Source organism: Leptogranulimonas caecicola, assembly GCF_023168405.1.
GTDB lineage: Bacteria > Actinomycetota > Coriobacteriia > Coriobacteriales > Atopobiaceae > Leptogranulimonas > Leptogranulimonas caecicola.
Genome location: NZ_AP025285.1, coordinates 633,863 through 658,069, shown reverse-complemented (window position 1 = coordinate 658,069; position 24,207 = coordinate 633,863). Strand labels below are relative to the sequence as shown.

The following is a 24,207-nucleotide window of genomic DNA, read 5'->3' as shown; positions in this document are numbered from 1 at the left end:
CATTTTGGGTCTATTTCGGGCATTTGGCCCAATGATGTTTTAGAGGATATAGAAACACCCGCGACACCCAATTGGGATAGAGTGCAATCGACTTGGTAGATGACCTAGAGCGAGGAGTTGGGCGTGGCGCACGTTGAGACACATCCCATCGATCGAGCGATCAATCCAGGTATCGAGGGGGTGGACAAGCGCGCAATGGCCGAGGAGGCGCTGGCGTTCCTTAAGACCCCGCCAGAGCTGCAGCACAACATCTGGCTCTTCTTGCACCTGGTGCGTACCGTGCTGGAAGAGTGCGACCCCAAGCTGCTGGCGGTGTTCGACCGCCTGCTGGTAGACTCCATCATCGTCAACATCTCGCCGGATGCCCAAATGCCCGAGGACTACCGGGAGCTCATCGAAGACTTCGACGCCGACTGCGCCTTTGAAGACGCCATCGAGACCTACGACAACCTCACCACTTCTGAGGCCACGCTGGTGGTGCGCGCCTTCACGGTCTTCTTCCACCTGGCCAACATCTGCGAGGAGAACTACCGCGTCCATGCCCTGCGCGAGCGCGAGGCCCAAGTGCCCACCACCTCGGCAGAGGATCCAGTGAACGACCTCACCGTGGGCTTCTACAACCTCCTGGAGGAGCGCGGCCGCGCCAAAGCTCAGGGCATCTTGAACCGTCTGGAGTTCCGCCCGGTGTTCACCGCCCACCCCACGGAGGCCCGCCGCAAGGCCATCGCCGGCAAGATCCGCCGCATCTCCGAGCTTTTGGAGGAGCGCTCAGGCGCCACCGGCGCCACTCAAGCAGAGATCGACCGTCGCATGCTTCAGGAAATCTCCTCCATGCTGCGCACCTCCCCTATCTCTCACCGCAAGCCCACGCCGGTTGAAGAGGCCGATACCGTCATCGACATCTTTGATCACACCCTCTTTGACGTAGTGCCCCAGGTCTACCGTCGCTTCGACGACTGGGAGCTGGGCGACAAAGCCGGCGCCGTGCCACCCCTCTGCCCCGCCTTCTTCCATCCTGGCAGCTGGATTGGCTCCGACCGCGACGGCAACCCCAACGTCACCGCCAAGGTGAGCCGCCTGGTGGCCGAGAAATACCGCGTCCATGCCTTGAACCGCCTGGCTGAGCGCACGGCAGACGTGGGCCGCAACCTTACGCTGGACACCGTCTTCACCAAGCCCTCCAAAGAGCTACTGAATCTGTGGAACCATCAGGTGGAGATGAGCGAGGTGCTCACTTCCAAGGCAGCCGGCATGTCCACCCGAGAGACCCACCGCGCCGTCATGCTGGTGATCTCCGAGCGCCTCGCCGCCACAGTGGCCCGCACGGCAGACATCATGTATAGCTCTCCTGAGGAATACATCGCAGACCTCTTGGTGGTCCAGCGCTCCCTTGCCGAGGCCGGCGCTGTCCGCGAGGCCTACGGCCCTCTCCAAAAGCTCATCTGGCAAGCCCAAAGCTTTGGGTTCTCCCTGGTAGAGATGGAATTTCGCCAGCACTCCCTGGTGCATGCCCGCGCCTTGGAAGACATCCACGAGCATGGCCGCTGGGGCGAGAACGGCGAGCTGGCGCCCATGACCCGCGAAGTGCTGGACACCTTCCGCGCCATCGGCACCATCCAGCGCAAGAACGGCGTGGCCGCTGCCAGACGCTACATCATCTCGTTCACCCAGTGCGCCCAGGATATCGCCAACGTCTACGAGCTGGCACGCCTGGCCTTCGCCCACGAGAAAGACGTTCCCCAGCTGGACGTCATTCCCCTGTTCGAGCAGGTGACAGACCTCCAAAACGCCGTGGATACCCTAGATGAGATCATCCAGCTGCCCGACGTTCAGCGTCGCCTGGCCCAAACCGGGCGCCGCATGGAAGTCATGCTGGGCTACTCCGACTCTTCCAAAGATGCCGGTCCCACCACCGCCACCTTTGTGCTCCATCAGGCCCAGCACGATATCGCTGACTGGGCACGCCGCAACGCCATCGACCTGGTGCTCATGCATGGTCGCGGCGGAGCGGTAGGCCGCGGCGGCGGCCCGGCCAACCGCGCGGTGCTCTCCCAGCCCAAGGGCTCAGTGAACTGTTGCTTCAAGCTCACCGAGCAGGGCGAGGTCATCTTTGCCCGCTATGGCAACTCCACCTTGGCGCGCCGCCATATCGAGAGCGTGGCCGGAGCCACCCTCACCCATGCCAGCACCTCGGTGCAAAACATCAACACCGGCGCCACCCAGCAGTTCGCCCCTATGACCCAGGTGCTTGAGGAAGCCTCCCGCGCCAAGTATGAGGAGCTTCTGGGCACCGACGGCTTTGTGGAATGGTTTGGCGAGGTCACCCCGCTCACAGAGATTGGCCTGTTGCCCATTGGCTCCCGCCCTGCAAAGCGTGGCCTGGGCGCCAAGTCGCTGGACGACCTGCGCGCCATTCCCTGGATCTTCTCCTGGTCCCAGGCGCGCATGAACCTGGCCGCCTGGTATGGCCTGGGCACTGCCTGCGAGACCCTGGGCGACCTAGAGCTTTTGCGCAAGGCCTACGAGACCTGGCCGCTGTTCACCACGTTTATCGACAACATCGAGATGTCTCTGGCCAAGACCGACAAGCGCTTGGCTCGCATGTACTTGGCTCTGGGAGACCGCGACGATTTGGCTAAGACCGTGCTGGACGAGATGGCTTTGACGCGCTCCTGGGTGCTACGGATCACCGGCAACGAGTGGCCGCTGCAAAACCGCCGCGTACTTGGGCCGCTGGTGCGCATGCGCCTGCCCTTTGTGAACGTGCTGTCGCTGGCCCAGGTGCGATCGCTGGAACGCCTGCGCAAGACTGACAGCCTAAGTGACGAGGAGCGCGCAGAGCTTACGTACCTAATCTTGTGCACCGTGAGCGGCGTTGCTGCCGGCCTGCAGAATACAGGCTGATACGGGCTGCCGGCCCTAGGCGGGATCCCCAGTGCGTTGTCGCGGAGCAGATGCTGCAAACATGGGCTCCACACCGCGCTAGGGCGCCCGGGTACCGGGACTCTATGGCAGCACATGGAACTCTGCGGCTCATAGGATTCTGTTCCATACAGTCCTTGGACACACTCTGAATTAATACTACATACGCTACATGTTGATACATACTTATCTGCGTTAATGCAGATAAGTCACTAATTTCTATACATTATAAGGTAGCTAACGTAGTACTTTTTCAGAGGACACAAAGCAGCTTCTTCCGGTCCATCTCTTTCTTCTCTCACGCCCCAGCCTCAAAGTGATCGTCTTCCTATCTGCCTTAGAGCCGTCAGGCAGCCTGCTTTTGGATCCGCTTTAAGCCTCTCTTTCGAGTCGCGCCGTTCCTCAGCGCCATGTCCAGCCGGTATATCCTTCCAGCACCGCGTTGCCCTTGCCACCAATTAAAAATCTCTGGCCTCGTAGAACTTCGCGGCCAGTTGGGCGGTAAGCGCCAACACCACAAGCCCTACGCACACAATGGCAACGCACGTCAGAATGAGCACCCAGCCTTGGGCAAACAACCCGTCCAGCACACCGCCCAGCGATGCCACCAGGGCGTCTAGCGGCGAGTTATCCATCATGCCCAAGGCAGACAGCATTATCAGAGGCACCAAAGTGACCAGCAAAAGGATGAAGGGCAGCTGTTGGGTGGTCTTGGTCATTCCCAGCTTGAAGCCCACGGCCAAAAGGATGCCCAACATCACACAGCCTACAAGCAATATCAGAGAAGACGACAGCGCCATGACGCCTAGGTTCTCGGCGGTAAGGGCAAAGGCGGCGGCTTGCTCGGCAGGCAGATCCAGGCCGGAAGCCACCAACCCCACCGCCACGCAGATAACCGCGCCCAGGAGCGCAGCCAGAAGCCCTACCGCTGCCGCAATGCAGTAGCGGGCATAGACCACTTCGCGCCGAGATATGGGCATGACCAGGCGTGCGCACTCCCACCCATGGGAATCGTTGGTGAGGCCGGTCTGAGCGCAGCCAATGAGAAGAATCGTGCCCATCATGCCAGGCACAGGCGCCATGCTCTGAAGCGCCACCATCTCAAAGACCGTGATCACCAGGGCAATGCGGAAGGTGCGCATCAAATAGTCGCGATAGACCCTAAGATCTACCAGGAAGGCAGGTTTCATTTATCGGTCGCCACCTTTGAATAAAAGAGTCATGTACTCATCAATGCTTAACGGGTCGCAGGGGATCTGAGGGAAGCTCTCCTGGAACGCGAAGCGATCGGGCACCCAAAGATCCCAGGACATGCCCTTATGAAGCTGCCGCCAGGCATCGGGATCGATGATCCCTGCCGCTTGCACCCGCTCCAAATCCGAGGTGCGGCAGTGCGCCACACCCATCTCGTCGGTGATGGTTTCGCGGGCCAGGTCGAAGACGATGGCGCCGTCGTCGATGCATACCACGCGGTCGGCGATGTGCTCCAGGTCAGAGGTGATGTGGCTGCTCATCAAGATGCCGCGCTCGCCGTCTGACACATAGTCGCGAAGCACCTCGAGGATCTCGTCTCGAGCGATGGGGTCGAGCCCCGCCGTGGCCTCATCCAACACCAGCACTCGCGAGTCGTGGCTCAAGGCCATGGCCAGCTGCAGGCGCATGCCCATGCCGCGGGAGAGGTCCTCGACCTTTTTATCCTTATCAAGGCCGGCCTCGCGAGCAAGCTCCCAAAAACGCGGAGCATCCCAGGTCTCGTAGGCATAGGATCCTATGGCAGAAACGTCGGCCACTGTGAGGCTGCCGGGATAAGGGGTGCTGTCAAATACCACCCCCAGATGCTCCTTGGCGTCATTTCCTTGGGCGCCTCCCAGCAGCGAGCTGGGACAGGAGAGCACCTGCGCTTCTCCCCCATCGAGCTTGATGAGCCCCAAAAGCGCCTTCAAGGTAGTGGTCTTGCCGGCCCCATTCTTGCCGATAAACCCCACCACCTCGCCCGGGGCCACTTCCAGGTTCACAGCTTTAAGGGAAAAGTCTTCGTAGTATTTTGTGAGCCCACGCGCCAGGATAAGAGGGGCGGTGGGATCACGGGTTGCCATGGTTGGAATCCTTTCCTTACAAATAGAGACTAGTCCATAACGAGCGAAAGCATTTCATCTATCTCTTCGTTGGCAAGCCCCAGCGAGCGAGCCTTTTCCACCGCCTGGCCAAGGAGCTCCTCCACCTCGCGCAGTTGTTCCTCGCGCAAAAGCTCGCTGTTGCCGCCAGCCACAAAGCTGCCTTTGCCAGGCATGGTGGTGATGAAGCCGGTGGCTTCCAGATCTGCGTAGGCGCGTTTGGTGGTGATGGCGCTCACTCGCAGGCTGTTGGCCAGCGACCGGATGGAGGGCAGCTGCTCGCCTTCTTCAAGGTCGCCGGTCATGATGGCGGTTTTTATCTGCTCGCAAATTTGCTCGTAGATGGGCTTGCCGCTGGAGTTTGAAATCACCAGTTCCAAGTGAGTGTCCTTTCTGTACTGCTTCGCCCGGCGTCCCTGGCGAAGCCCGCTGCGCCCAAGCGTCCTTGTTCGCAGCCCGAGGATTCCAAACGTCTCTGGGCACCTCGTTGAGCATACTGTGTATACCCGATAAGTACAGTATGTACAGATGACCATCGCTTTGCAAGAGCTTTTTTAGTCCACAGAAGTCCCGCCACTGCTTTGAAAGCCTCATCGCAATTTTGCAGAAGCCTTACTTAGGTCTGAGCATCCCTTGATAGAGCGCCTCCATGCTAAGAGGCGTCATCGGCCGCCTGGGTTTCCTTAAGTTTTGTAGGTCAACGTGAGAACCCGCAAACCAGGCGTGCCCCCTTAGAAAGGACGCATCGTTATGGCACCGCTTCCTACTCGTCGAACGTTTTTGCATCTGGCAACCTCAGCCGCCCTTATGGGCGCGCTGGCACTCGTTGGCTGCGGATCTCAACCAACGGACAACGCCCAAGCCCAGGCGCAGACAGACCAGCAGATCTCTGTATACTCCCGCGAAGACGGCTCGGGCACCCGCAGCGCTTTTGTCGAGCTCTTTGGCCTCGAAGAGAAGGGTGCCGACGGCAGCAAGGTAGACACCACCACGTCTGCAGCCACTATCACCAACTCCACCTCGGTCATGATGACCTCCATCGCCGGAGACCCTGCCGGCATAGGCTACGTCTCTTTAGGGTCGCTCAATGATTCTGTGAAGGCCCTTACCATCGACGACGTCGAGCCTACGCCAGAAAACGTGCAGAACGGCTCTTATAAAATCTCCCGACCCTTTAATATTGTCGTACCTCACGGCGCTTCGGCAGCGGCCCAAGACTTCAAGAACTTCATCATGAGCGCTGAAGGCCAGGCCGTGGTGGCCGAGAACCACTACATACCTACCGCATCCTCTGCACCCTCCTACGAAGCCCGCCAGATAGAGGGCAAGGTGGTAGTGGCCGGCTCCTCCTCGGTGACGCCCGTGATGGAAAAGCTGGCCGAAGCCTACAAAGCGGTCAATCCACAGGTGACCGTGGAGGTGCAGCAGTCGGATTCCACCACCGGCATCACCATGGCTACCCAAGGCACCTGCGATGTGGGGATGTCTTCTCGCGATCTCAAGGACTCAGAGCTTAGCTCCTCCTTGGAAGTGGTGGCCATAGCCCAAGACGGCATCGCAGTCATCGTGACGCCGAGCTTTTTCGCGGATGGGCTTAGCTCTTCTCAGGTAAAAGACATCTTCAATGGCACTGTCACCACCTGGTCCGAAGCGGTGAAGTAGCCCATGGCCCTGTCTGTTGACTCCCAACACTCTGCGACGCTTGCAGAGCCTCGACCCAACGCCTTCCCACAGCCCCATGGCAAATCCCTCTCGCCTCAGCGCCTGCGTTTTGCCAGCCAACTAAAAGAGGCCTGTGCCCAAACGGTCTTTTGGACGGCTGCCGCCTTCTCCATCGCCGCGGTGGCTCTGATCTGCTTGTTCCTCTTTGCCAACGGCATCCCCGCAATTGCCAAGATCGGCCTTCCCCAGTTCTTGTTGGGAAGCACCTGGCGTCCCGGCAACGATCTCTTTGGCATCTTCCCCATGATTGTGGGCAGCGTCTATGTCACTGCCGGCGCCATGCTTATAGGGGTGCCGGCAGGAGTGCTCACTGCCATTTTTCTCTCGCGGTTCGCAACCCCAAAGCTCGCAGCCCCACTCAGGGCTGGCATCGAGCTTTTGGCAGGCATTCCCTCGGTTATCTACGGCTTCTTTGGCCTCATGGTCCTCGTGCCTTGGGTGCGTGTCCTAGGCCCGGGCAACGGACTGTCGCTTTTATCGGCATCCCTGTTGTTGGGCATCATGATCTTGCCTACCGTCATCACGATCTCCAAAAACGCTCTGGACGCGGTGCCGCAGAGCTATTACGAGGGGGCCGTGGCACTAGGGGCCTCCCATGAGCGTGCGGTGTTTTGCGTACTGGTGCCTGCGGCTGCTTCGGGCATCTTGGCAGCGGTGGTGCTGGGCGTAGGTCGCGCCATCGGCGAGACCATGGCCGTGGTCATGGTGGCCGGAAACCAACCGATCGTTCCCGAGTCGCTGCTCGCAGGTGTGCGCACCCTCACTGCCAACATCGTGCTAGAGATGGGGTACGCAGCAGGGCTTCACAGAGGGGCCCTTATCGCTACTGGAGTGGTGCTGTTCGTCTTCGTGATGGCGTTGAGCCTGCTCTTCAGTGCCATCAAGAGGCGAGGTGAAGCCTTATGAGCGCCAAGCTCTTGCGCGGATGCGTATGGCTGGGGGCGCTTCTCTCGGCAGGGGTACTGGTCTTGTTGGTGGGCTTCATCCTGATCAATGGAGTGCCTCACCTGACGCCTCGGCTCTTTGCCTGGGAGTACGACTCCACCAATGTGTCGTTGATGCCCGCGCTGGTAAACACCTTGCTCATGGCGCTGCTCGCCCTGGCCATCGCGGCGCCGGTGGGCATTGCCTCGGCGATCTACCTGGTGGAATATGCCAAGCCTCGCAGCCGCTTCGTGCGTTTGGTGCGCCTTACGGCCGAGACGCTTCAAGGTACGCCGTCCATAGTCTTCGGGCTCTTTGGGCTTCTCTGCTTCACCACCATCTTGGGCTGGGGGCTTTCCCTGGTCTCAGGTGCCTGCACGCTGGCCATCATGGTACTTCCGCTGCTCATGCGCACCACCGAGGAGGCTCTCTTGGCAGTGCCTCAAAGCTACAAACAGGGAGGACTGGCTCTGGGGGCCGGCATGTTGCGCACCATCGTTCGCTGCGTGCTGCCCAGCGCCATGCCCGGCATCTTTGGCGGGCTGCTTTTGGCCTTTGGCCGCTGCGTAGGCGAAGTGGCCGCCCTCTTGTTTACCGCAGGCACGGTCGCTCAAATCCCCCATTTCGCGACTCAAGGGGCAGCCGCGCTCTTTGACTCTACCCGAACCCTGGCCGTTCACATGTACGTGCTCGCCAGCGAAGGCCTTCACACCAACGAAGCCTACGCCACCGCTGTGGTGCTGCTGGGGTTGGTGGCCTTGCTCAACGGCGGCGCCAACTGGGTGGTCGACAGGCTCAATGCCCGCCTCTCTTAGCGCACCGACGGCGTCTGCCCTCCCCTTGCCGCCCTCAAACCCCCTATCAGAAAGATCATCCATGAATGCTTTTGCCACCCTTGATGCGGTTGCCGAGAAACCCGCGGCCTCCGGGATTGAGACCGCTCCCTCGCCCCAGCCCCATCCGACCGCTGCCGCCAAGATGCAGGTGCACGGCCTGGACCTTCGCTACGGCTTGTTTCAGGCGCTGAAATCCATCGACCTTGAGTTTCCCGCCCATCAGGTGACGGCGCTTATCGGCCCTTCGGGGTGTGGGAAGTCCACCCTGCTCAAGACCCTCAACCGCATGAACGACCTGGTACCGGGCTGCACCATCACCGGCGCCGTGGAGCTGGACGGCAGCGATGTGTACCAGGAAGTGCCTTTGAACGACCTGCGCCGACGCGTGGGCATGGTCTTTCAGCAGCCCAACCCTTTCCCCATGAGCATCTACGACAACGTCGCCTTTGGCCCGCGCACCCATGGCGTCAAGAAGCGGGAGTCGCTGGATGCGCTGGTGGAGCAGTCGCTGCGCGATGCCGCCCTTTGGGACGAGGTGAAGGATCGCCTGCACAAAAGCGCCCTCGGACTCTCGGGCGGCCAGCAGCAGCGTCTCTGCATTGCCCGCGCCCTGGCAGTAAAACCCGAGGTCTTGCTCTTAGACGAGTCCACCAGCGCCTTGGACCCCATCTCAACCGCTAAAATTGAGGAGCTAGTAGTCCAGCTCAAAGACCGTTACACGCTTATCATGGTGACCCACAACATGCTCCAGGCGCTGCGCATCTCCGACAAGGCGGCCTTCTTTCTCATGGGCGAGATGGTAGAGACAGGCGACACTCAGCAGCTCTTTACACAGCCTGCCGATAAGCGCACCCTCGACTATGTGACTGGTCGCTTTGGTTAAGCTTTTGGGATATCCCAAGAAAGGCTGTGTATCAGGCTATGGTCTACTACGTCGAAGATGATCAAAATATACGCGATCTTGCCATCTATGCCCTCAAGGCAGCTGGTGTCGAGGCCTGCGGATTTCCCAACGGCGACTGCTTCTTTGAAGCCTGCAGGCGCCAGATGCCAGAGGCCGTCTTGTTGGACATCATGTTGCCAGGAAAAGACGGCCTAGCCCTGTTGGCCGAGAGGCGCGCCCATCCCGGATTGGCGCATATACCTGTGATGATGCTTTCTGCCAAGGGCAGCGAGATAGACAAGGTCACCGGTCTTGACGCAGGCGCCGACGATTACTTGGCCAAGCCCTTTGGCATGATGGAGCTGGCCAGCCGTACCAAAGCCCTGCTCAGGCGGGCCCATGGGACGACGACCTCACAAGGCGCGGACCTTTTAGTCTGCGGCCCTCTGACGCTGGATGCAGCCTCCCATAAAGCCTTTGCCCAAGGGGCAGAAGTGACGCTCACCCTTAAAGAGTTCTCGCTGCTCCAAGAGCTTATGGAACATCCCGGCCGCGTGCTTTCCCGTTCGCAGCTCTTAGAGCATGTGTGGGGTTGGGCCTATACCGAGAACACCCGCACCATAGACGTCCACATCCAGACTCTGCGCCAAAAGCTCGCGCAGGTTGCCCCCGGTTGCGACTCGCTCATCAAAACTGTGCGCGGCATAGGTTATGCGCTGGAGGCCTAAGTTGGCAAAAGCCTCTATGAGAGTGAGACCAAAGGGGTCTCATAAGCTATCCCGCAGCCTTTTTGTCGCACTGTTTGCCAGCTCGCTGACAGTCATAGGATGCTTTGCTGCTCTCTTCTCGGCATTCTTTCACTTTTCCCAAGAGCAGGCGGCGGCCACCCGACTGCAGTCTGTGGTCTGGCAGGCGGTGCAAACTATGGGAGATGATCCGGTAGAGCAAGACGTCGACGCCCTTAAGCTGCAGTTTGGCGAGAACATACGCTATACCCTCATCGGCGAGGGCGGCCAGGTGCTCTATGACAGCCACGGCGAGGTGACAGAGAGCCACGCCAATCGCCCGGAGTTTGTGGAAGCCCAGGCGACGGGCGCCAGCTCGGTGGTGCGCCATTCGGAGACGCTCGATCAAGACTCCATCTACGCCGCGGCTCGCATGGCCAACTCCTGCGTGCTCCGAGCATCTGAGATTCGCCCATCCTACTTTGCCATCGTGCAGTCCATCGCCTTTCCTTTGGCGATGACCGTAGGGATACTGGGCCTTTTGTCTCTGGGCCTCTCTCGCCTGTTGGCCCGATGCATTTTGGCGCCCTTGAACCAGATCGACGTGGCGTACCCCCTGGCTCATGCCACCTATCAAGAGATCGAGCCGCTGCTCGAGCGCATCGACTCCCAGCAACGCCAGCTCATCTCCCAAAACCAGGAGCTCACCCGCGCCGAGAACCTGCGCCGCGAGTTTTCTGCCAACGTCTCCCATGAGATGAAGACTCCCCTGCAGGTGATCTCCGGCTATGCGGAGCTGCTCAAAAGCGGCCTGGCGCCCTCCTCCGATACCGAGAAGTTCGCCTCCATCATGTTCGATGAGTCGCGTCGCATGAGCGCCCTTATCGACGATGTGCTGGTGTTGTCGCGCCTAGACGACCCGGTTCAGCTCGATCTGGAAACCCAAGAAGTGGAGTTGCTGGAGCTCGCCACGGCTGCAGCCCGTCGTTTGCTCCCCTTGGCAGAAGACAAAGAAGTGCAACTAAGAGTGCTAGGGGCACCTGTGACCATTGCAGGCAATGCTTCGCTATTAGACCAGCTGGTCTCCAATCTCATTTCCAATGCCATCCGCTATGGCCGCCACGGAGGACACGTTACGGTGCTGGTTGGCAAGAATCTTGTGGATGCCTCTGGCTCCCCTGCTCCCGAAGCCTATATACGGGTGAAAGACGACGGCTGCGGCATCGCCCCTGAAGACTTGGACAAGATCTTTGAGCGCTTCTACCGCGTGGACAAAAGCCATTCCAAAGAAAGTGGCGGCACAGGCCTAGGCCTCGCCATTGCCAAGCATGCCGCCGACGCCCATGGCGCTACCATCACCGTGGACTCCCACCTCAATGAAGGCTCGCTCTTTACGGTTCATTTTCCTTTAAGCTAGGGGTCTATCGCGTTTTTGACTTCACGCCCGCCAGGAGGCAGCCATGACTCAGCCCTACCCCATGCAAATGAAACATCGCGAACTCTCCCGCCAAGAGGCCTTTGAGATTTTGGAAGAGGGCGAGTTTGCCACCATCTCCACCGTAGACCCCGACGGCACCCCCTACGGCGTCCCGGTTTCCTACGTGATGATGGACGAGAAGCTCTACATTCACACCGGCAAGCGCCCCGGCCACAAGATCGATGACTTCACCCATGACAGCCGCGTATGCGTCTCTGTGGCCTCAGAGCTGGAACCCATCTACGAGGACACCTTCTTCACCACCCGCTTCGCCTCCGCCATCGCCACCGGCCGCATCTCGCGGATAGAAGATCGAGTAACCGTCAAACAAGTGCTCGCGAAACTCTGCATGAAGTATTGCCCGCAGTTCAAAAAAGAGATTGGCGGCGCCATCGAGCGCGAACTGGACGCCACCGATATCTGGGTAGTCGAGTTTGACGAAGTGCGCGGCAAAGCCGGGAGACGATTGAAGAGGCGGTCTTGAAACAGCACACGTAGTGGCCGAAGGCACTTGAGTTCGGCTTGCCAATTTGCAAACGGAGGCCATCCATGAGAAAACCGCGTCCCATGCAGCGCAGCGACCGTGAACTTTCCCGCGAAGATACCCTTGAGATCTTAGAGACTGGGAGATTTGCCTCCCTTGCCACAGTGGATGCAGACGGCGCCCCCTACGTGATCCCCATCTCCTATGTGATGATGGACGGAAAACTCTATGTGCACACCGGCACAGCCCACGGCCATTTTTATGAGAACGTGATCCGCGACAATCGTGTGTGCCTGACGGTGGTGGGCGAAGATGCGCCCATTCAGAGGCCTGGCTACGGCGCCACCCGCTTTGCCTCGGTAGTGGCTGCTGGCCGCATCTATAACGTGGACAACCCCATTCGCTTCAAGCAAGCCCTGGCAAGATTGGCTCGAAAGTATTGGCCCAAGTTGAAGAAAGAAGTGGGATCTATTATCAACAATCAGCTGGACGTCACTGCCGTGTGGTCCATTGAGCTCGATGAGGTGAGGGGCAAAGGCCGCCACCGCGACGAGGATATCTTTTAAAAAGATGGCCCTCTGGCTTAAAATGATGAACGCGCAACTGAGCGCAGCCTTCGCTCCGTCAGGCCAACGATGGGCGAGTGACGCTGTGCCACCCGTCGCAGGCTTCACTCCCCTTCCCAACGGGTGGAAAGGCGGGTCCTAGAAGCTATGGACGAGCGTTATTGTGGGGAGAGTTTCTCGGCAAATCCGGAAAAACGATTTGACCTTCCATTCACAGGCATCGCATCGTTTATGAAAGCGCGCATTTGCCCCGCGTTGGATGAGCTATCAAAACTGAAGCCCGATGTAGCCATTTTGGGATTCCCCTACGATCTGGGAACCAGCGCGCGGAGCGGGGCGCGCATGGGGCCTCGGGCGGTGCGCGAGGCCTCGACGGTCTATGCAGACGGATTATGCGGGCTTTACGATCCGGTGCTTGACGCCACTTTCCTGGACAAGGGGCAAGTGATCGTGGACTGCGGCGATGTGGACGTGAGCCCCTGCGAAAGCGGGCAGAGCTTCGCGAACCTGCAGGAAGCAGTGGGCCGCATTGTGGATGTTGGCGCCATACCCATGGTGATCGGCGGCGATCATGCGACACCCATCCCTATTCTGCGAGCCCTAGGGCCTGGCGAGGATCTTTGTGTGGTGCAGATCGATGCCCACCTGGACTGGACAGACAGCTATGGAGGGCTTAAAGAAAGCCATAGCTCACCTATGCGTCGAGCCTCGGAGCTGCCCTGGGTTGCCTCGATGGTTCAGATTGGCCTGAGGGGTTTAGGGAGCTCGGGGCCGCAGGCGTTCCAAGATGCCAGGGATTGGGGGAGCATCCTTGTGCCCGCTCCTGAGGTAAGGTCTCAGGGCGTCGAAGCCGTATGCGCAAAGATTCCCGATGCTCCCCGCTACTATGTCACGGTGGATATCGACGGGTTGGACCCTTCCCTGTGCCCAGGGACAGGATCACCGCAGCCAGGCGGCCTGCTCTATGAGGAAGTACGGGAGATTATCCGGGCCGTGTGCGAAAAAGGGCCTCTGGCAGGCTTCGATGTGTGCGAAGTAGCACCGCCTTACGACTGGGCGAACCAGACCTCGCTCTATGCCGCCCACCTTATGCTGGATGCCATTTGCTTTGCCACTTTTGAGAAGGAAAACGGTTCAAATCACTTGACTAAACTATAGGTACGCCCCCGTTCTTCTGGACACTCTAAAAGAACATCCAGAGGGAACAGCTGTTCTCTTAGACACCCTAGGAGAACAGTTCTGTGAGCCTCCTGTTCTCCTAGACAGCTAAATAGAACCCATTCTGTTCTATTTAGCTGCCTAGGAGTCCATTACCGCTTGAAAAGCGTTCTATTTGGAGTCTAATAGCCATCACCGCTTTGCAGGTTGTTCTCCTAGGTGCCCATCTAGAACATCGGGATTGGCAGCTCAGATGGCCTCCACAGGAGGGGTCCCAAGATTGCCCCCCCTGTCAGCGAATGCATTCTGTGTCTACGGCGTAATTCCGCCGAAATGTTGGAGAGAACTGCCCATTCAATCATGCCATTATCTATGACCTTGCTGCATCAAGCAGTCCACGCCCACTTTGATAGGACTCGCCTGTACCGTCAGCAGCAACGATCTCATCTTAGATATACCACTCAATCCTTCCTCATCAACCTGTGTATATTCCATTGGACTTACTGTGAGCAATGTCCGTTATTATCGGTAGTTTTATCTATATACATGCATATTTTTACGGCTAAGTATCAAGATCCAATCTGGCTAAAGTGCCATCAATTAAGGGGCTTAGAATCTCTCCACACAACCGTCTTTTAAGGGGCTGCGGGACAGCTCCAAAGATAAGGAGATGATTCTTGTGAATCCTTTGGCATGCTCAGAGCCCATGGAACCAGCGCTGTTGGTGCTGGAAAACGGGCAGGTATTTGAGGGTTTCAGCGCAGGAGCACCAGGCACCAGCTTTGGCGAAGTGGTCTTTAATACTTCGATGATCGGCTACCAGGAGATCATCACTGATCCTTCCTATGCAGGCCAGCTGGTGTGCTTCACCTACCCGCAGATTGGCAACTACGGCATCAATGCGCTGGACGGGCAGGCGGCGCATCCCGCTCTTGCAGGCATTATCGTGAATGATCTGGTGCGCCAGCCCAGCCACTGGCTCTCGGCTATGACGCTGCCGGACTACCTTATGCAAGAGGGTATCGTGGCCATCGAAGGCATCGACACCCGTGCGCTTACGCTCGCCCTTCGCGAGACCGGCGCTCAGCGAGGCGCCGTTTCCACTCAAATACTTGATGCTGCCGAGCTCTTGGATCTAGTGCGCCAAAGCGCCCCTATTGGCGAGAAGAACCTGGTGGGCGAGGTGTCCTGCTCGGCGCCCTATGAAGTCGAGGCCTCCCCGCTCCCATGGCCCAAGACCGCTCCCCAAGACCTCAAGCGCGTAGTGGCCTACGATTGCGGAGAAAAACGCACCATCCTGACAAGGCTCATTGGTGCGGGGTGCGCGCTTACCGTAGTGCCTTGGGACACCCCTGCATCTCAGGTGCTCGCCTTAGAGCCTGACGGCGTGTTCTTCTCGAACGGCCCGGGAGATCCCCAGAGCGTGCCTCAAGTGGTAGAGGCAGCCGCAGAGCTTATGGGGCGCATTCCTGCCTTTGGCATCTGCTTGGGCAATCAGGTGATGTCGCTGGCTGCCGGCGCCTCCATAGAGAAGCTGCTCTATGGCCATCACGGTGGCAACGAGCCGGTGATGAACCTGCTTACGGGCCGGTGCGAGGTCACCTCTCAAAACCACAACTACGGCCCGGTGTTTTCCAGCTTTGGGCCCCTTATCCCGGAGCTTTCTGGGGGCATCCAAGAGCATCAGGAGGATTTACGCTTCTGGGCGCGATGCCACGTGGCGCCAGTGGCGCTCAACCCGCGATTCGGACGCGTGCGGCTCACCCATGTGAATCTTAACGACGGCACCTGCGAGGGCATTCAGTTTTTGGACATCCCAGCGTTTTCCATGCAGTATCACCCTGAGGCCGCACCGGGCCCTCATGACGCCGCTTACGCCTTCAAAGCTTTTAGAGCCTTGATGGACCACGATCCTCGCTACCTGGATGCTCATCAAGAGAAGGCAGGGATGCTCTATGCCTAAGCGCACCGACATTCATAAGATTTTGGTCATTGGCTCCGGCCCCATCGTCATCGGCCAGGCATGCGAGTTTGACTACTCGGGTACCCAAGCGGTAAAAGCCCTGGTCAACGAGGGTTACGAGGTGGTATTGGTGAACTCCAATCCCGCCACCATCATGACAGACCCCACCACTGCAACCCGCACCTACATCGAGCCCATCACCTGTGACAGCGTGGCCTCCATTATCCAAAAGGAGCGCCCGGACGCCCTTTTGGCCAACATGGGCGGTCAAACCGCACTCAACTGCGCTATGGAGTTGGCAAAAGCCGGCGTGCTAGAGCGTTATGGAGTGGAGGTGATCGGCTGCTCTATCGAATCCATCGAGCTCGGAGAAGACCGCGAGCTCTTTGCCCGCGCCATGGCAGACATCGGCCTGGAAGTGGCGGCTTCAGGAGTCGCCCACTCGCTGGAGGAATGCGAAGCCATTGCCCAGGAGCTGGGCTATCCCGTGGTCATCCGCCCGGCCTTCACGCTGGGCGGCGCCGGCGGCGGCATCGCCTACACCCATGAGGAACTGATGGCCATCGCAGCTGAGGGCCTGTCGCTCAGCCCAGAGACCGAGGTGCTGGTAGAGCAGTCGGTCATTGGCTGGAAAGAGATCGAGATGGAGGTGGTGCGTGACAGCGCAGGCAACGGCATCGTGGTGTGCTCCATCGAGAATCTGGACCCCATGGGCGTGCACACCGGAGACTCCATCACGGTAGCTCCCTGCCAAACCCTCACCGATGTGGAGATTCAAAAGCTTCGCAACTACTCGCTGGCCGTCCTCGAGCGCATTGGCGTGGCCTGCGGCGGCTCCAACGTGCAGTTTGCCCTAAACCCCACCGACGGCCGCATCCTGGTCATCGAGATGAACCCTCGCGTCAGCCGCTCCTCTGCCCTGGCCTCCAAGGCCACCGGATTCCCCATCGCCAAATGCGCCGCACTTTTGGCTGTGGGCTATACCTTGGACGAGATAATCAACGACATCACCGGCGCCACCCCCGCCTGCTTCGAGCCCGCGCTGGACTATTGCGTGGTCAAAATCCCCCGCTTCGCCTTTGAGAAATTCCAAGGCGCCTCAGATGTCCTCACCACTCGCATGAAAGCCGTGGGTGAGGTCATGGCCATAGGCTCCACCTTTGAAGAAGCGCTTCAAAAGGCCGTGCGCTCGCTGGAGCAGGGATACCTTGGGCTGGACGCGCCGAGCGATATCGAAGGGCTCACGCCTGAGGAGTTCCTCTCCCATGTAGCCACCCCCACTCCAGAACGCATTTTCTACCTGGCCCAGGCGCTGCGTCAGGGCACGGGCACTCTGGAGGTCGCTCGACTTACCGGCATCGATCCTTGGTTTATCGGCCGCATCGCCGACATCGTCTCTGCCGAGAAAACCATCGCCTCACTGGGCCTTTCTGGCTTGTCCCCCCAGCTCATGCGAGCTGCGAAACAGCTGGGCTTTTCCGACGCCGCCATCGGCAGGCTCTGCGGCCAAAGCGAAGAGGTGGTCCGCGCCTTGCGCCTCATCATGGGCGTCGCCCCAAAGATTCAGACGGTGGATACCTGCGCCGGCGAGTTTGGCGCCACCACGCAGTATCACTATCTCACCTATCGCGGCAACCCCACACCCTCCGAGACCAGCGCCTGCACCAAGCCCAAGGTGATGATCTTATCGGCAGGGCCCAACCGCATTGGCCAGGGCATCGAGTTTGACTACTGCTGCGTCCACGCCGCTTACACCTTGCGCGAGCTGGGCTATGAGACCGTCATGGTCAACTGCAACCCAGAGACCGTCTCCACCGACTATTCCACTTCTGACAGGCTCTACTTCGAGCCCCTCACCTTCGAAGACGTCATGAACATCGTGGATGCCGAGAAACCCGCCGGGGTTATCGTGACGCTTGGAGGACAAACGCCCATCAACTTGGCTGGAAGGCTCAAAGCCGCAGGGGTCCCCATTTGGGGGACGCAGCCTGAGGCCATCGACCTGGCGGAGGATCGCGATCGCTTTGCCGCCCTGTTGGATAGGTTGGAAATTGCCTATCCCCCTTCGGCCGTAGCGACAACGTTAGAAGAAGCCACCGCCGTGGCCCGCACCATTGGCTACCCGCTGCTGGTGCGCCCCAGCTACGTGCTAGGTGGTCGCGGCATGGCCATCGTCTACAACGCATCCGAGCTTGAACGCTACGTGCGCCAAGCGGCCAAGGTGTCGCCTGACAAGCCTCTTTACTTGGATGCCTTCCTGGAAGATGCCATCGAGCTGGACGTAGACGCCCTCTGCGACGGTCAACAGGTCTACGTGGGTTCGGTGCTGGAGCATCTGGAGGAATGCGGCATCCATTCCGGTGATTCTACCTGCTGCTTTCCACCCTTCTCGCTCTCGGCCTCCATCGTGGCCACGATCCGTGACATCACTCGTCGCCTGGCGCGCGCAGTGGGTATCTGCGGCCTTTTGAACGTGCAGTTCGCCGTCAAGGACGAGCAGGTATTTGTCATCGAGCTCAATCCCCGCGCCAGCCGCACCGTGCCCTTCTCCTCCAAAGCCACCGGCGTACCTCTAGCCGCCATGGCCACCCGCCTTATGGCCGGCGAGAAGCTCTCTTCGCTCCATCTGCCGCCCGAGGACAGGCCCCACAGCCACTTTGCCGTGAAGGAATCCGTCATGCCCTGGAGCCGCTTCCCCGGCACCAACGTGGTCCTGGGCCCCGAGATGCGCTCCACCGGCGAGGTCATGGGCGTGGGCGCCACCTTCCCGGAGGCCTACGCCAAAACCCGACAGGCCATCGATTACCAGTTGCCTAGCTCCGGCACCGTCATGGTGTCTGTGCGCGACCAGGATAAGCGCTCCATCGCCCCGGTGGCCCTCATCTTGCAGCAAATGGGTTACCACCTGGTGGCCACCGCCGGCACCGCCAAGACCCTGCGGGCCGCAGGCGTCGCCTGCGACACCGTCCAGCGCGTCGCCCAGGGCCACCCCAACATCTTGGACCTCATCTCCCAGGAAGAGGTGGCATTCCTCATCAATACCCCCAAGGGCAACGAGTCACGCGGCGACGGCGTCCTCCTTCGCTCCGAGGCCGTCATGCGCGGCATCGACCTGGTAAGCACCATGAGCGGAGCCAGCGCTCTCGTCCAATCCCTCATGTTGACCCGCAACCACACTTTCGACTCCTACTGCCTACAGGATCTTTTGGCAGAGCTGGCCTAGGGATTGCCGAGAAACACCTACTACCAGGGATTGGGACTGTTGCAGGGTTTGAGGGAAGGTGCTGATAGGAAGATTCTCTCTTCAAATGAGGCTTATAGGACAAAACGTGTGCTGTGATAAGGGGTGTTGACCCGTGTCAGACCTGCGTCAACACTCCCTAACCTGTTGGCCAAATCTACCTTTATTATTTATTAGTACTCTTTGCGGCCAGAAGGGGGGCGGTTTGAAAGTAAAGATGCTTTCAAACCGCAAAGCCCCCAGGTAAATTCTGGAAAGTCAAAAGCAGATCCACCTGCGAGATGGGGACGCAGGGCAGATGGGGTTTGGACTGAGCGGCATTTCATGCCTACTAAGTACCATTCCATGCATTCGCGCCTACTAAGTACTTAGTAGGCCAATTTTGCCTAAAATCTGCGTCACTTTATATTTAAGTATCACATCACCCAAGCTCACAGAGTTGGTTTCATATTCAATTGTACTTAGTAGGCGCGTGCCGAAGGAGATGTACGGAAGAAATGTACTTAGTAGTCGCAAGCGTTGTCGCTCCTCTGCATCTTGGCCCCGCAGGTCCCATAGATCACCTTTTTCATCGAGCCCTCCTGCCTCTAGGATGTAACGGCTCGATTCTGCAGTCTTTATCTGGGGCAACACTGCATTTGACAGCACACTTTCTGACTTGCTCGCTGTACAAGACAACCTCCTTTTAGACAGCTAGCTGTCCAGGAAATCGTCCGGGTCCCCGACTCAACGTCGACGAAGGATAAAGAAGGGCCCGACTGCACAACAGCCGCGCCCTTCTTTATCCCAGAAAGTGCTCTACATTCAATGGTTAGGCGTCCAATAGGCCTTCTTCACCTTGCTGGATCGCTTTGCGGTCAAGCATCATAATGATTAGAGGAATGAGTGCCCATTGGCACACCAGGCCAGGAAGCCCTGCCAACGTGGTGTTCCAGAGGATAGCCAGTGCTACACCCGGAAGCATGGCACTCACGGCACAAAGAGCACAGCCTCGAACTAGACGGCCAACGATTTGAGGAGCAATCACCTTGAGAAGCACAGGACGCTTAGCGCTGCGCACAAGACCAGCTACGAGGCCATAGGCGCCCAACTCAAGCACCATAAGGGGAAGCATGGGGATTCCAGGCATGCCCGAGAGCGCAAAGGAAACCAGAGGGCTTAACAGGCCGGCTGCGCAGCCTGCCCAGGGACCCACCAATAGTCCCACCACCAAAATAGGCAGATGCATGGGCAGAAGCATCTCGCCCAAGCCAGTACCTACGCCCATCATCGCCCCGGCCCAGTGAACGATCTGAGGAAGCACCACGGCGCTGGCCACTGCCAGCGCTCCAGCTGCCGCCTGTACACGGATCTTTGGCAGTGGACGTTCTAGTACAGAAACTAAAGCGCTCATAGCTTCACCTCTCATGCGTTAGCCGCTCCCCGTTACATGGGATGAGTGTTTGTCGGTAAGGGATTTTTGGAATGGTAGGCTTTAAAACTCCACCTCAACCAGTTCATAGTCTTTGGAACCGTAGCCGAGGCGCGCCGCGTCGTCGATGGTCTTGGTGCCATGGCGGGAATCGATGCGCTCTAAGAGATGGTCGCGGCCGGGATCGGTGGAGTTCCTTACGGCATCGATGCAGGCCTGGTCGATAGCCACGGGATCCAGCGAAGCAAAGACGCCGATGTCGCTCATGCAGGGATCCTCGGCCTTGGCGCAGCAGTCGCAGTCCACCGAGAGATTGCAGGCGACGTTTACGTAGGCCAGGTGGTTTCCAAAATGATTCACCACGGTCTCGGCGGCTTCTGCCATGCCCTCGAGAAAATCGTCTTGGTCTGCCACGTGGTCCCAGACCGTGTATTGATCGAGGCTCTCCCCTGCCGAGTGGATGTTCACCTTGCCGGCAGTGGAGGCGCAGCCGATGGAAAGCTGCTTGAGCGCTCCGCCATAGCCACCCATGGGATGGCCCTTGAAGTGGGAGAACACCAGCATGGAGGCATAATTGGCCATGTGCTCGCCCACATAGTTCTTCTTGAGGATGCGGCCGTTCTCGATGGGAAGCACCAGATCGTTGCCCTCAGCATCCATGATGTCCACGGCAAAGTGTTCCGACCAGCCGTGCTCTGCCATGAGCTTCTCGTGCTTCTCTGTGGTGTTGCGCGCACCTTCATAGGCTGTATTGCACTCGACGATGGTGCCGTTCACCTCGGCTACCAAAGGCGCTACGTACTCAGGACGCAGATAGTTTTGGTTGCCCTCCTCGCCGGAGTGAATCTTTACTGCCACCTTGCCAGGCAGATCTGCCTCCAGCTTTTTGTAGAGCGCCAAGATAGTTTCTGGTGTGATGGTTTTTTGTGAAGTACACCACCGGTTTGCCCATGAGGCACGCTCCTTAGATGACCTTATTAGATTGCCTTGTATACTAACTGAATATCTACTGAAATACATAATAAGGGATATTGAGGGTTACGACTCGCTGGTCCCCAAATTATTGAGGCATTGCACTGCACACAGCCGTGATGCTGGCAATAGCTTGGATCATTGCGGTTTATTCGCAATGACGCATTCAAGTTCGCTACAGCGCATAAGCAAACTGCTCTTGAGCAGTGTCTGCAATCCAGTCCTTACAGCTTGATCCTATAACGCCTCATCAATCTGGCGTCCTCCTCAAACACCCCCATAAGGACTCCTCCATTACGTACGATGGTTTTGGCCGAAGCGGCATTGTTCGCCCGGCAAACCATCATGACTTCAGAAAAGCCGCGCTTCCGGTATTCCTCAAGAGCAAGCCCTATCATGGCCGTTCCATAACCTTTTCCGCGATCAGTCGGGCGCACACCGTCGCCAATGTGGCCGCATCCTTCGAGAGATATGCTCGGTGAGGGAAACCGCAGCTGGACAGCTCCTACCAAGCGGTTTCTATCCATATCCATACAGAACCTTGTATGGGCTTCCGCACGGCCTCGAACCGGATCGGCTTCCTCATCTAAATTCTTTTTATATTGGTCGAAATCCTCCAGAGAGCATTTCCACAGCACACGCGGTGATGGATCGCCATGCGCCTGCAAAATATCGGTCCCCCCACTCATCAAGCATGTCTTGGAGTGCGTCTTTGTGGGCTTCCTCCAAAGCAATGAGCTTCAAGTTCATGATTCTCCCATCAGCCGTCGATCACGTCGCAAAACCGTGATACATGGCAACCAACCCAAGACTGCCTAGAGCGCCGTATCATCCCCATGAAACGCGACGTCCTTGCTCGCCGCCGCCTCCTTCACTCCACGACGAGGCCAAGCTGACGGGCGAACACCGCTGCCTGGTAGACGTCCATCCTGGAGCCAAACAGTTCATCAAGCCCAGCAGAGACGACAAGACCCTCGATTTGCGACGTTGTAAAATCGATGCCAATAAATTTAACGTGCACGCACTCTGCTGCGATAAGATTACATTCATTAATGGATACTGACTTGAAATCACCCTCACTCAGAGTAGCCTCTGAGAGATTGGTTTCTCGCAGGAGGACGTTGCGCCAACGCGCCTGGTAAAAGGATGCGAGACTGCAATCTGTCCCCTGTAGGACTACCTCTCTCAGCAAGCTGCGGGAAAACGAAGCACCCAGGCACTTCGAGGTCTCAATGACACACCGCTCGAACACAGCCCTCTCAAACGACCCGTTGGAAAAGTCGCAGTTTTTGAACCGCACGTCCTTGAAGTAGGCTCCGGTAAAGTCGCACTTCCTGAAGCTGCAGCAGGAAAACGCCGAATTCGCGACTTCAATCCCAGAGAAATCCTCCTCTTCGAATGTCGCTCCTTCTAAAGCCGCTCCTACCAACGGCTCTTCACGAGCCCCAAAAAGATCGTAGGGACGACAGGGCACTGCAGCCCTCACTCGCGGCGCCATGGGATCGCGCTTCGCTTTGCCCTTCTCAAACGCCTCTTGCGCAAGTCGCTGTCGAAACATGGCTCTCCCTCTCGCTCAGATCCCCCAATATGCCATGGATCACCAAGCAGCTCAACCGATCAGTGCGAGAGAAGACCCGCCTTGAAGGGTTCCTTACCGAAAAAGGCTGCCTCAAAGACCGCATCCAAAGCTGTCATGGTAGACCTGTGTAGCAAGATACTTGAATTACCTAGCACCAGCCAACCCCTAACCCTGCCGGACATTTCACATAACGTATGCGATCGATCACGGACGTCCAATGTGAAGCCAGCTTGCTCAAGGAAATAAAAAGCTCGGAGCCACCTGTGGCTCCGAGCTGAACTTTTGGTCGCGGGGGCAGGATTCGAACCTACGACCTTCGGGTTATGAGCCCGACGAGCTACCAGACTGCTCCACCCCGCACTATTTGGGTGCGCTTCTGCGCAAGTAAAGAGACTACGCTGCCAGCGCCCTTTTGTCAAAGAGAACCTCCCGCTGTGAAGCCATCTCCACATGAATGGAACTGAACCAAACACGGAGGCAGCCTTTCTCGGCAAGGAAAAGAAAGCCTATGCGCGCTACTCTGCCCCCAACACCTTAGGTACTGAGCCAAAGCCCACACCGGCGCGATCCATGCCTAGATCGATGAGCTCGAAGAAGCGCTCTTGCGTGCGAATGCAGCCAGAGCCTTTGACTTTGATCTTGCCACCGGCAGCTTTGAGCATGAGAGAGACCACCTCAGGCGTGGCGCCCTTCTGGGGGCCACCAGTGTAAAAGCCCGTGGATGACTTTACGTAGTCTGCGCCTGCCTCAATAGCGCACTGGACGCCCAGAGTGATCTGCTCGGGGGTAAGGGCGTCTGTCTCAAGGATGACCTTGAGGATGGCTCCGTTATCATGGGCTACCGCACATACCGCCTGGATGTCATCCACCACATAAGCTTTGTCGCCCGCGCGGAGCATGCCGTAGTTTGCCACCATATCCATGTCAGAGGGCTTGACCCTCTCAAAGACCTCCACTGCTTGGGCAACCTTGGAAGCAGTAGAGCTCTGGCCAAAGGGAAAATCACAGGTAGCGTCTATGCCCGTTTGAGTACCCTCCACCATGGAAGCCAGCAGCTCGAGATAGCAGGGGTTCACACAAATGGTGTCCACCCCTAAATCAATGCCCTGTTGGGCGTACTTTTTGATGTCTTCCTCTGTGAACTCGGGCTTCAAAATGGCGGAGTCGATATAACGGGCCAGCTGAGCTTGCGTCATATCTTTGGCGGGTACAGGAGGTTTCATGGGCAGC

Annotated in this window: 20 protein-coding genes and 1 tRNA gene; 12 read left to right on the top strand and 9 right to left on the bottom strand. The window is 58.3% G+C overall.

What is annotated here, in order from left to right; translation table 11 throughout:
• Positions 1-195: 195 nt before the first annotated feature.
• Complete coding sequence (locus OR601_RS02955) at positions 196-2,904, top strand: phosphoenolpyruvate carboxylase (protein ID WP_265592365.1); 2,709 nt, start codon at positions 196-198, stop codon at positions 2,902-2,904.
• 476 nt (positions 2,905-3,380) lie between these two features.
• On the opposite strand, the gene OR601_RS02950 is transcribed toward OR601_RS02955, so the two are convergent.
• Genes OR601_RS02950 through OR601_RS02940 form a run of 3 tightly spaced genes read right to left on the bottom strand, consistent with a single transcriptional unit; the run spans position 3,381 to position 5,416 of the window.
• Positions 3,381-4,112 (bottom strand): ABC-2 transporter permease, encoded by a 732-nt coding sequence (locus tag OR601_RS02950; protein ID WP_265592148.1) that lies wholly within the window; start codon positions 4,110-4,112, stop codon positions 3,381-3,383.
• A complete protein-coding gene (locus OR601_RS02945; protein WP_265592147.1) occupies positions 4,113-5,018 on the bottom strand; it encodes an ABC transporter ATP-binding protein in 906 nt (301 codons plus the stop codon).
• Between the two features lie 29 nt (positions 5,019-5,047).
• Entirely contained in the window at positions 5,048-5,416 is a 369-nt protein-coding gene (locus OR601_RS02940; protein WP_168895835.1) for a GntR family transcriptional regulator, read from the bottom strand.
• A 370-nt stretch (positions 5,417-5,786) separates the two neighbouring features.
• On the opposite strand from OR601_RS02940, the gene OR601_RS02935 reads away from it, so the two are divergent.
• From OR601_RS02935 to carB, 11 genes are all read left to right on the top strand, one after another.
• A complete protein-coding gene (locus OR601_RS02935) occupies positions 5,787-6,698 on the top strand; it encodes a substrate-binding domain-containing protein (protein WP_265592146.1) in 912 nt (303 codons plus the stop codon).
• A 3-nt stretch (positions 6,699-6,701) separates the two neighbouring features.
• The gene (pstC, locus tag OR601_RS02930; RefSeq protein ID WP_265592145.1) at positions 6,702-7,664 is read left to right on the top strand and encodes a phosphate ABC transporter permease subunit PstC; all 963 of its coding nucleotides are present in this window, start codon (positions 6,702-6,704) and stop codon (positions 7,662-7,664) included.
• Positions 7,661-8,497: a phosphate ABC transporter permease PstA gene (pstA, locus tag OR601_RS02925; RefSeq protein ID WP_136012477.1), complete on the top strand. Its 837-nt coding sequence runs from the start codon at positions 7,661-7,663 to the stop codon at positions 8,495-8,497. The genes pstC and pstA overlap by 4 nt, the downstream gene beginning before the upstream one ends.
• 61 nt (positions 8,498-8,558) lie before the next feature.
• Positions 8,559-9,401, top strand: a complete 843-nt coding sequence (pstB, locus tag OR601_RS02920) for a phosphate ABC transporter ATP-binding protein PstB (protein WP_136012476.1) — start codon at positions 8,559-8,561, stop codon at positions 9,399-9,401.
• 26 nt (positions 9,402-9,427) lie between these two features.
• Positions 9,428-10,129 carry a response regulator transcription factor gene (locus OR601_RS02915; protein ID WP_265592144.1) on the top strand — a complete coding sequence of 234 codons (702 nt, stop codon included), beginning with the start codon at positions 9,428-9,430 and terminating at the stop codon, positions 10,127-10,129.
• A gap of 16 nt (positions 10,130-10,145) precedes the next feature.
• Positions 10,146-11,543 (top strand): sensor histidine kinase, encoded by a 1,398-nt coding sequence (locus OR601_RS02910; RefSeq protein ID WP_265592143.1) that lies wholly within the window; start codon positions 10,146-10,148, stop codon positions 11,541-11,543.
• A gap of 43 nt (positions 11,544-11,586) precedes the next feature.
• The gene (locus OR601_RS02905; protein WP_265592142.1) at positions 11,587-12,087 is read left to right on the top strand and encodes a pyridoxamine 5'-phosphate oxidase family protein; all 501 of its coding nucleotides are present in this window, start codon (positions 11,587-11,589) and stop codon (positions 12,085-12,087) included.
• A 65-nt stretch (positions 12,088-12,152) separates the two neighbouring features.
• Positions 12,153-12,653: a pyridoxamine 5'-phosphate oxidase family protein gene (locus tag OR601_RS02900; protein WP_265592141.1), complete on the top strand. Its 501-nt coding sequence runs from the start codon at positions 12,153-12,155 to the stop codon at positions 12,651-12,653.
• Between the two features lie 147 nt (positions 12,654-12,800).
• The gene (locus OR601_RS02895) at positions 12,801-13,811 is read left to right on the top strand and encodes an agmatinase (RefSeq protein ID WP_265592140.1); all 1,011 of its coding nucleotides are present in this window, start codon (positions 12,801-12,803) and stop codon (positions 13,809-13,811) included.
• A 679-nt stretch (positions 13,812-14,490) separates the two neighbouring features.
• Positions 14,491-15,774, top strand: coding sequence for a glutamine-hydrolyzing carbamoyl-phosphate synthase small subunit (gene carA / locus OR601_RS02890; RefSeq protein ID WP_265592139.1), 1,284 nt, complete (start codon positions 14,491-14,493; stop codon positions 15,772-15,774).
• Positions 15,767-18,997, top strand: coding sequence for a carbamoyl-phosphate synthase large subunit (carB, locus tag OR601_RS02885; protein ID WP_265592138.1), 3,231 nt, complete (start codon positions 15,767-15,769; stop codon positions 18,995-18,997). The genes carA and carB overlap by 8 nt, the downstream gene beginning before the upstream one ends.
• Positions 18,998-19,826: 829 nt before the next feature.
• Here the strand turns inward: carB and OR601_RS02880 are convergent.
• From OR601_RS02880 to deoC, 6 genes are all read right to left on the bottom strand, one after another.
• Positions 19,827-20,408, bottom strand: coding sequence for an ECF transporter S component (locus OR601_RS02880; RefSeq protein WP_265592137.1), 582 nt, complete (start codon positions 20,406-20,408; stop codon positions 19,827-19,829).
• 81 nt (positions 20,409-20,489) lie between these two features.
• Entirely contained in the window at positions 20,490-21,326 is an 837-nt protein-coding gene (locus tag OR601_RS02875; RefSeq protein ID WP_265592136.1) for a DUF362 domain-containing protein, read from the bottom strand.
• A 296-nt stretch (positions 21,327-21,622) separates the two neighbouring features.
• Entirely contained in the window at positions 21,623-22,087 is a 465-nt protein-coding gene (locus tag OR601_RS02870) for a GNAT family N-acetyltransferase (RefSeq protein ID WP_265592135.1), read from the bottom strand.
• A gap of 182 nt (positions 22,088-22,269) precedes the next feature.
• Positions 22,270-22,896, bottom strand: coding sequence for a pentapeptide repeat-containing protein (locus OR601_RS02865; RefSeq protein ID WP_265592134.1), 627 nt, complete (start codon positions 22,894-22,896; stop codon positions 22,270-22,272).
• Positions 22,897-23,260: 364 nt separating this feature from the next.
• Positions 23,261-23,337, bottom strand: a tRNA-Met gene (locus OR601_RS02860).
• Positions 23,338-23,492: 155 nt separating this feature from the next.
• Complete coding sequence (deoC, locus tag OR601_RS02855; protein WP_265592133.1) at positions 23,493-24,200, bottom strand: deoxyribose-phosphate aldolase; 708 nt, start codon at positions 24,198-24,200, stop codon at positions 23,493-23,495.
• Positions 24,201-24,207: the final 7 nt, after the last annotated feature.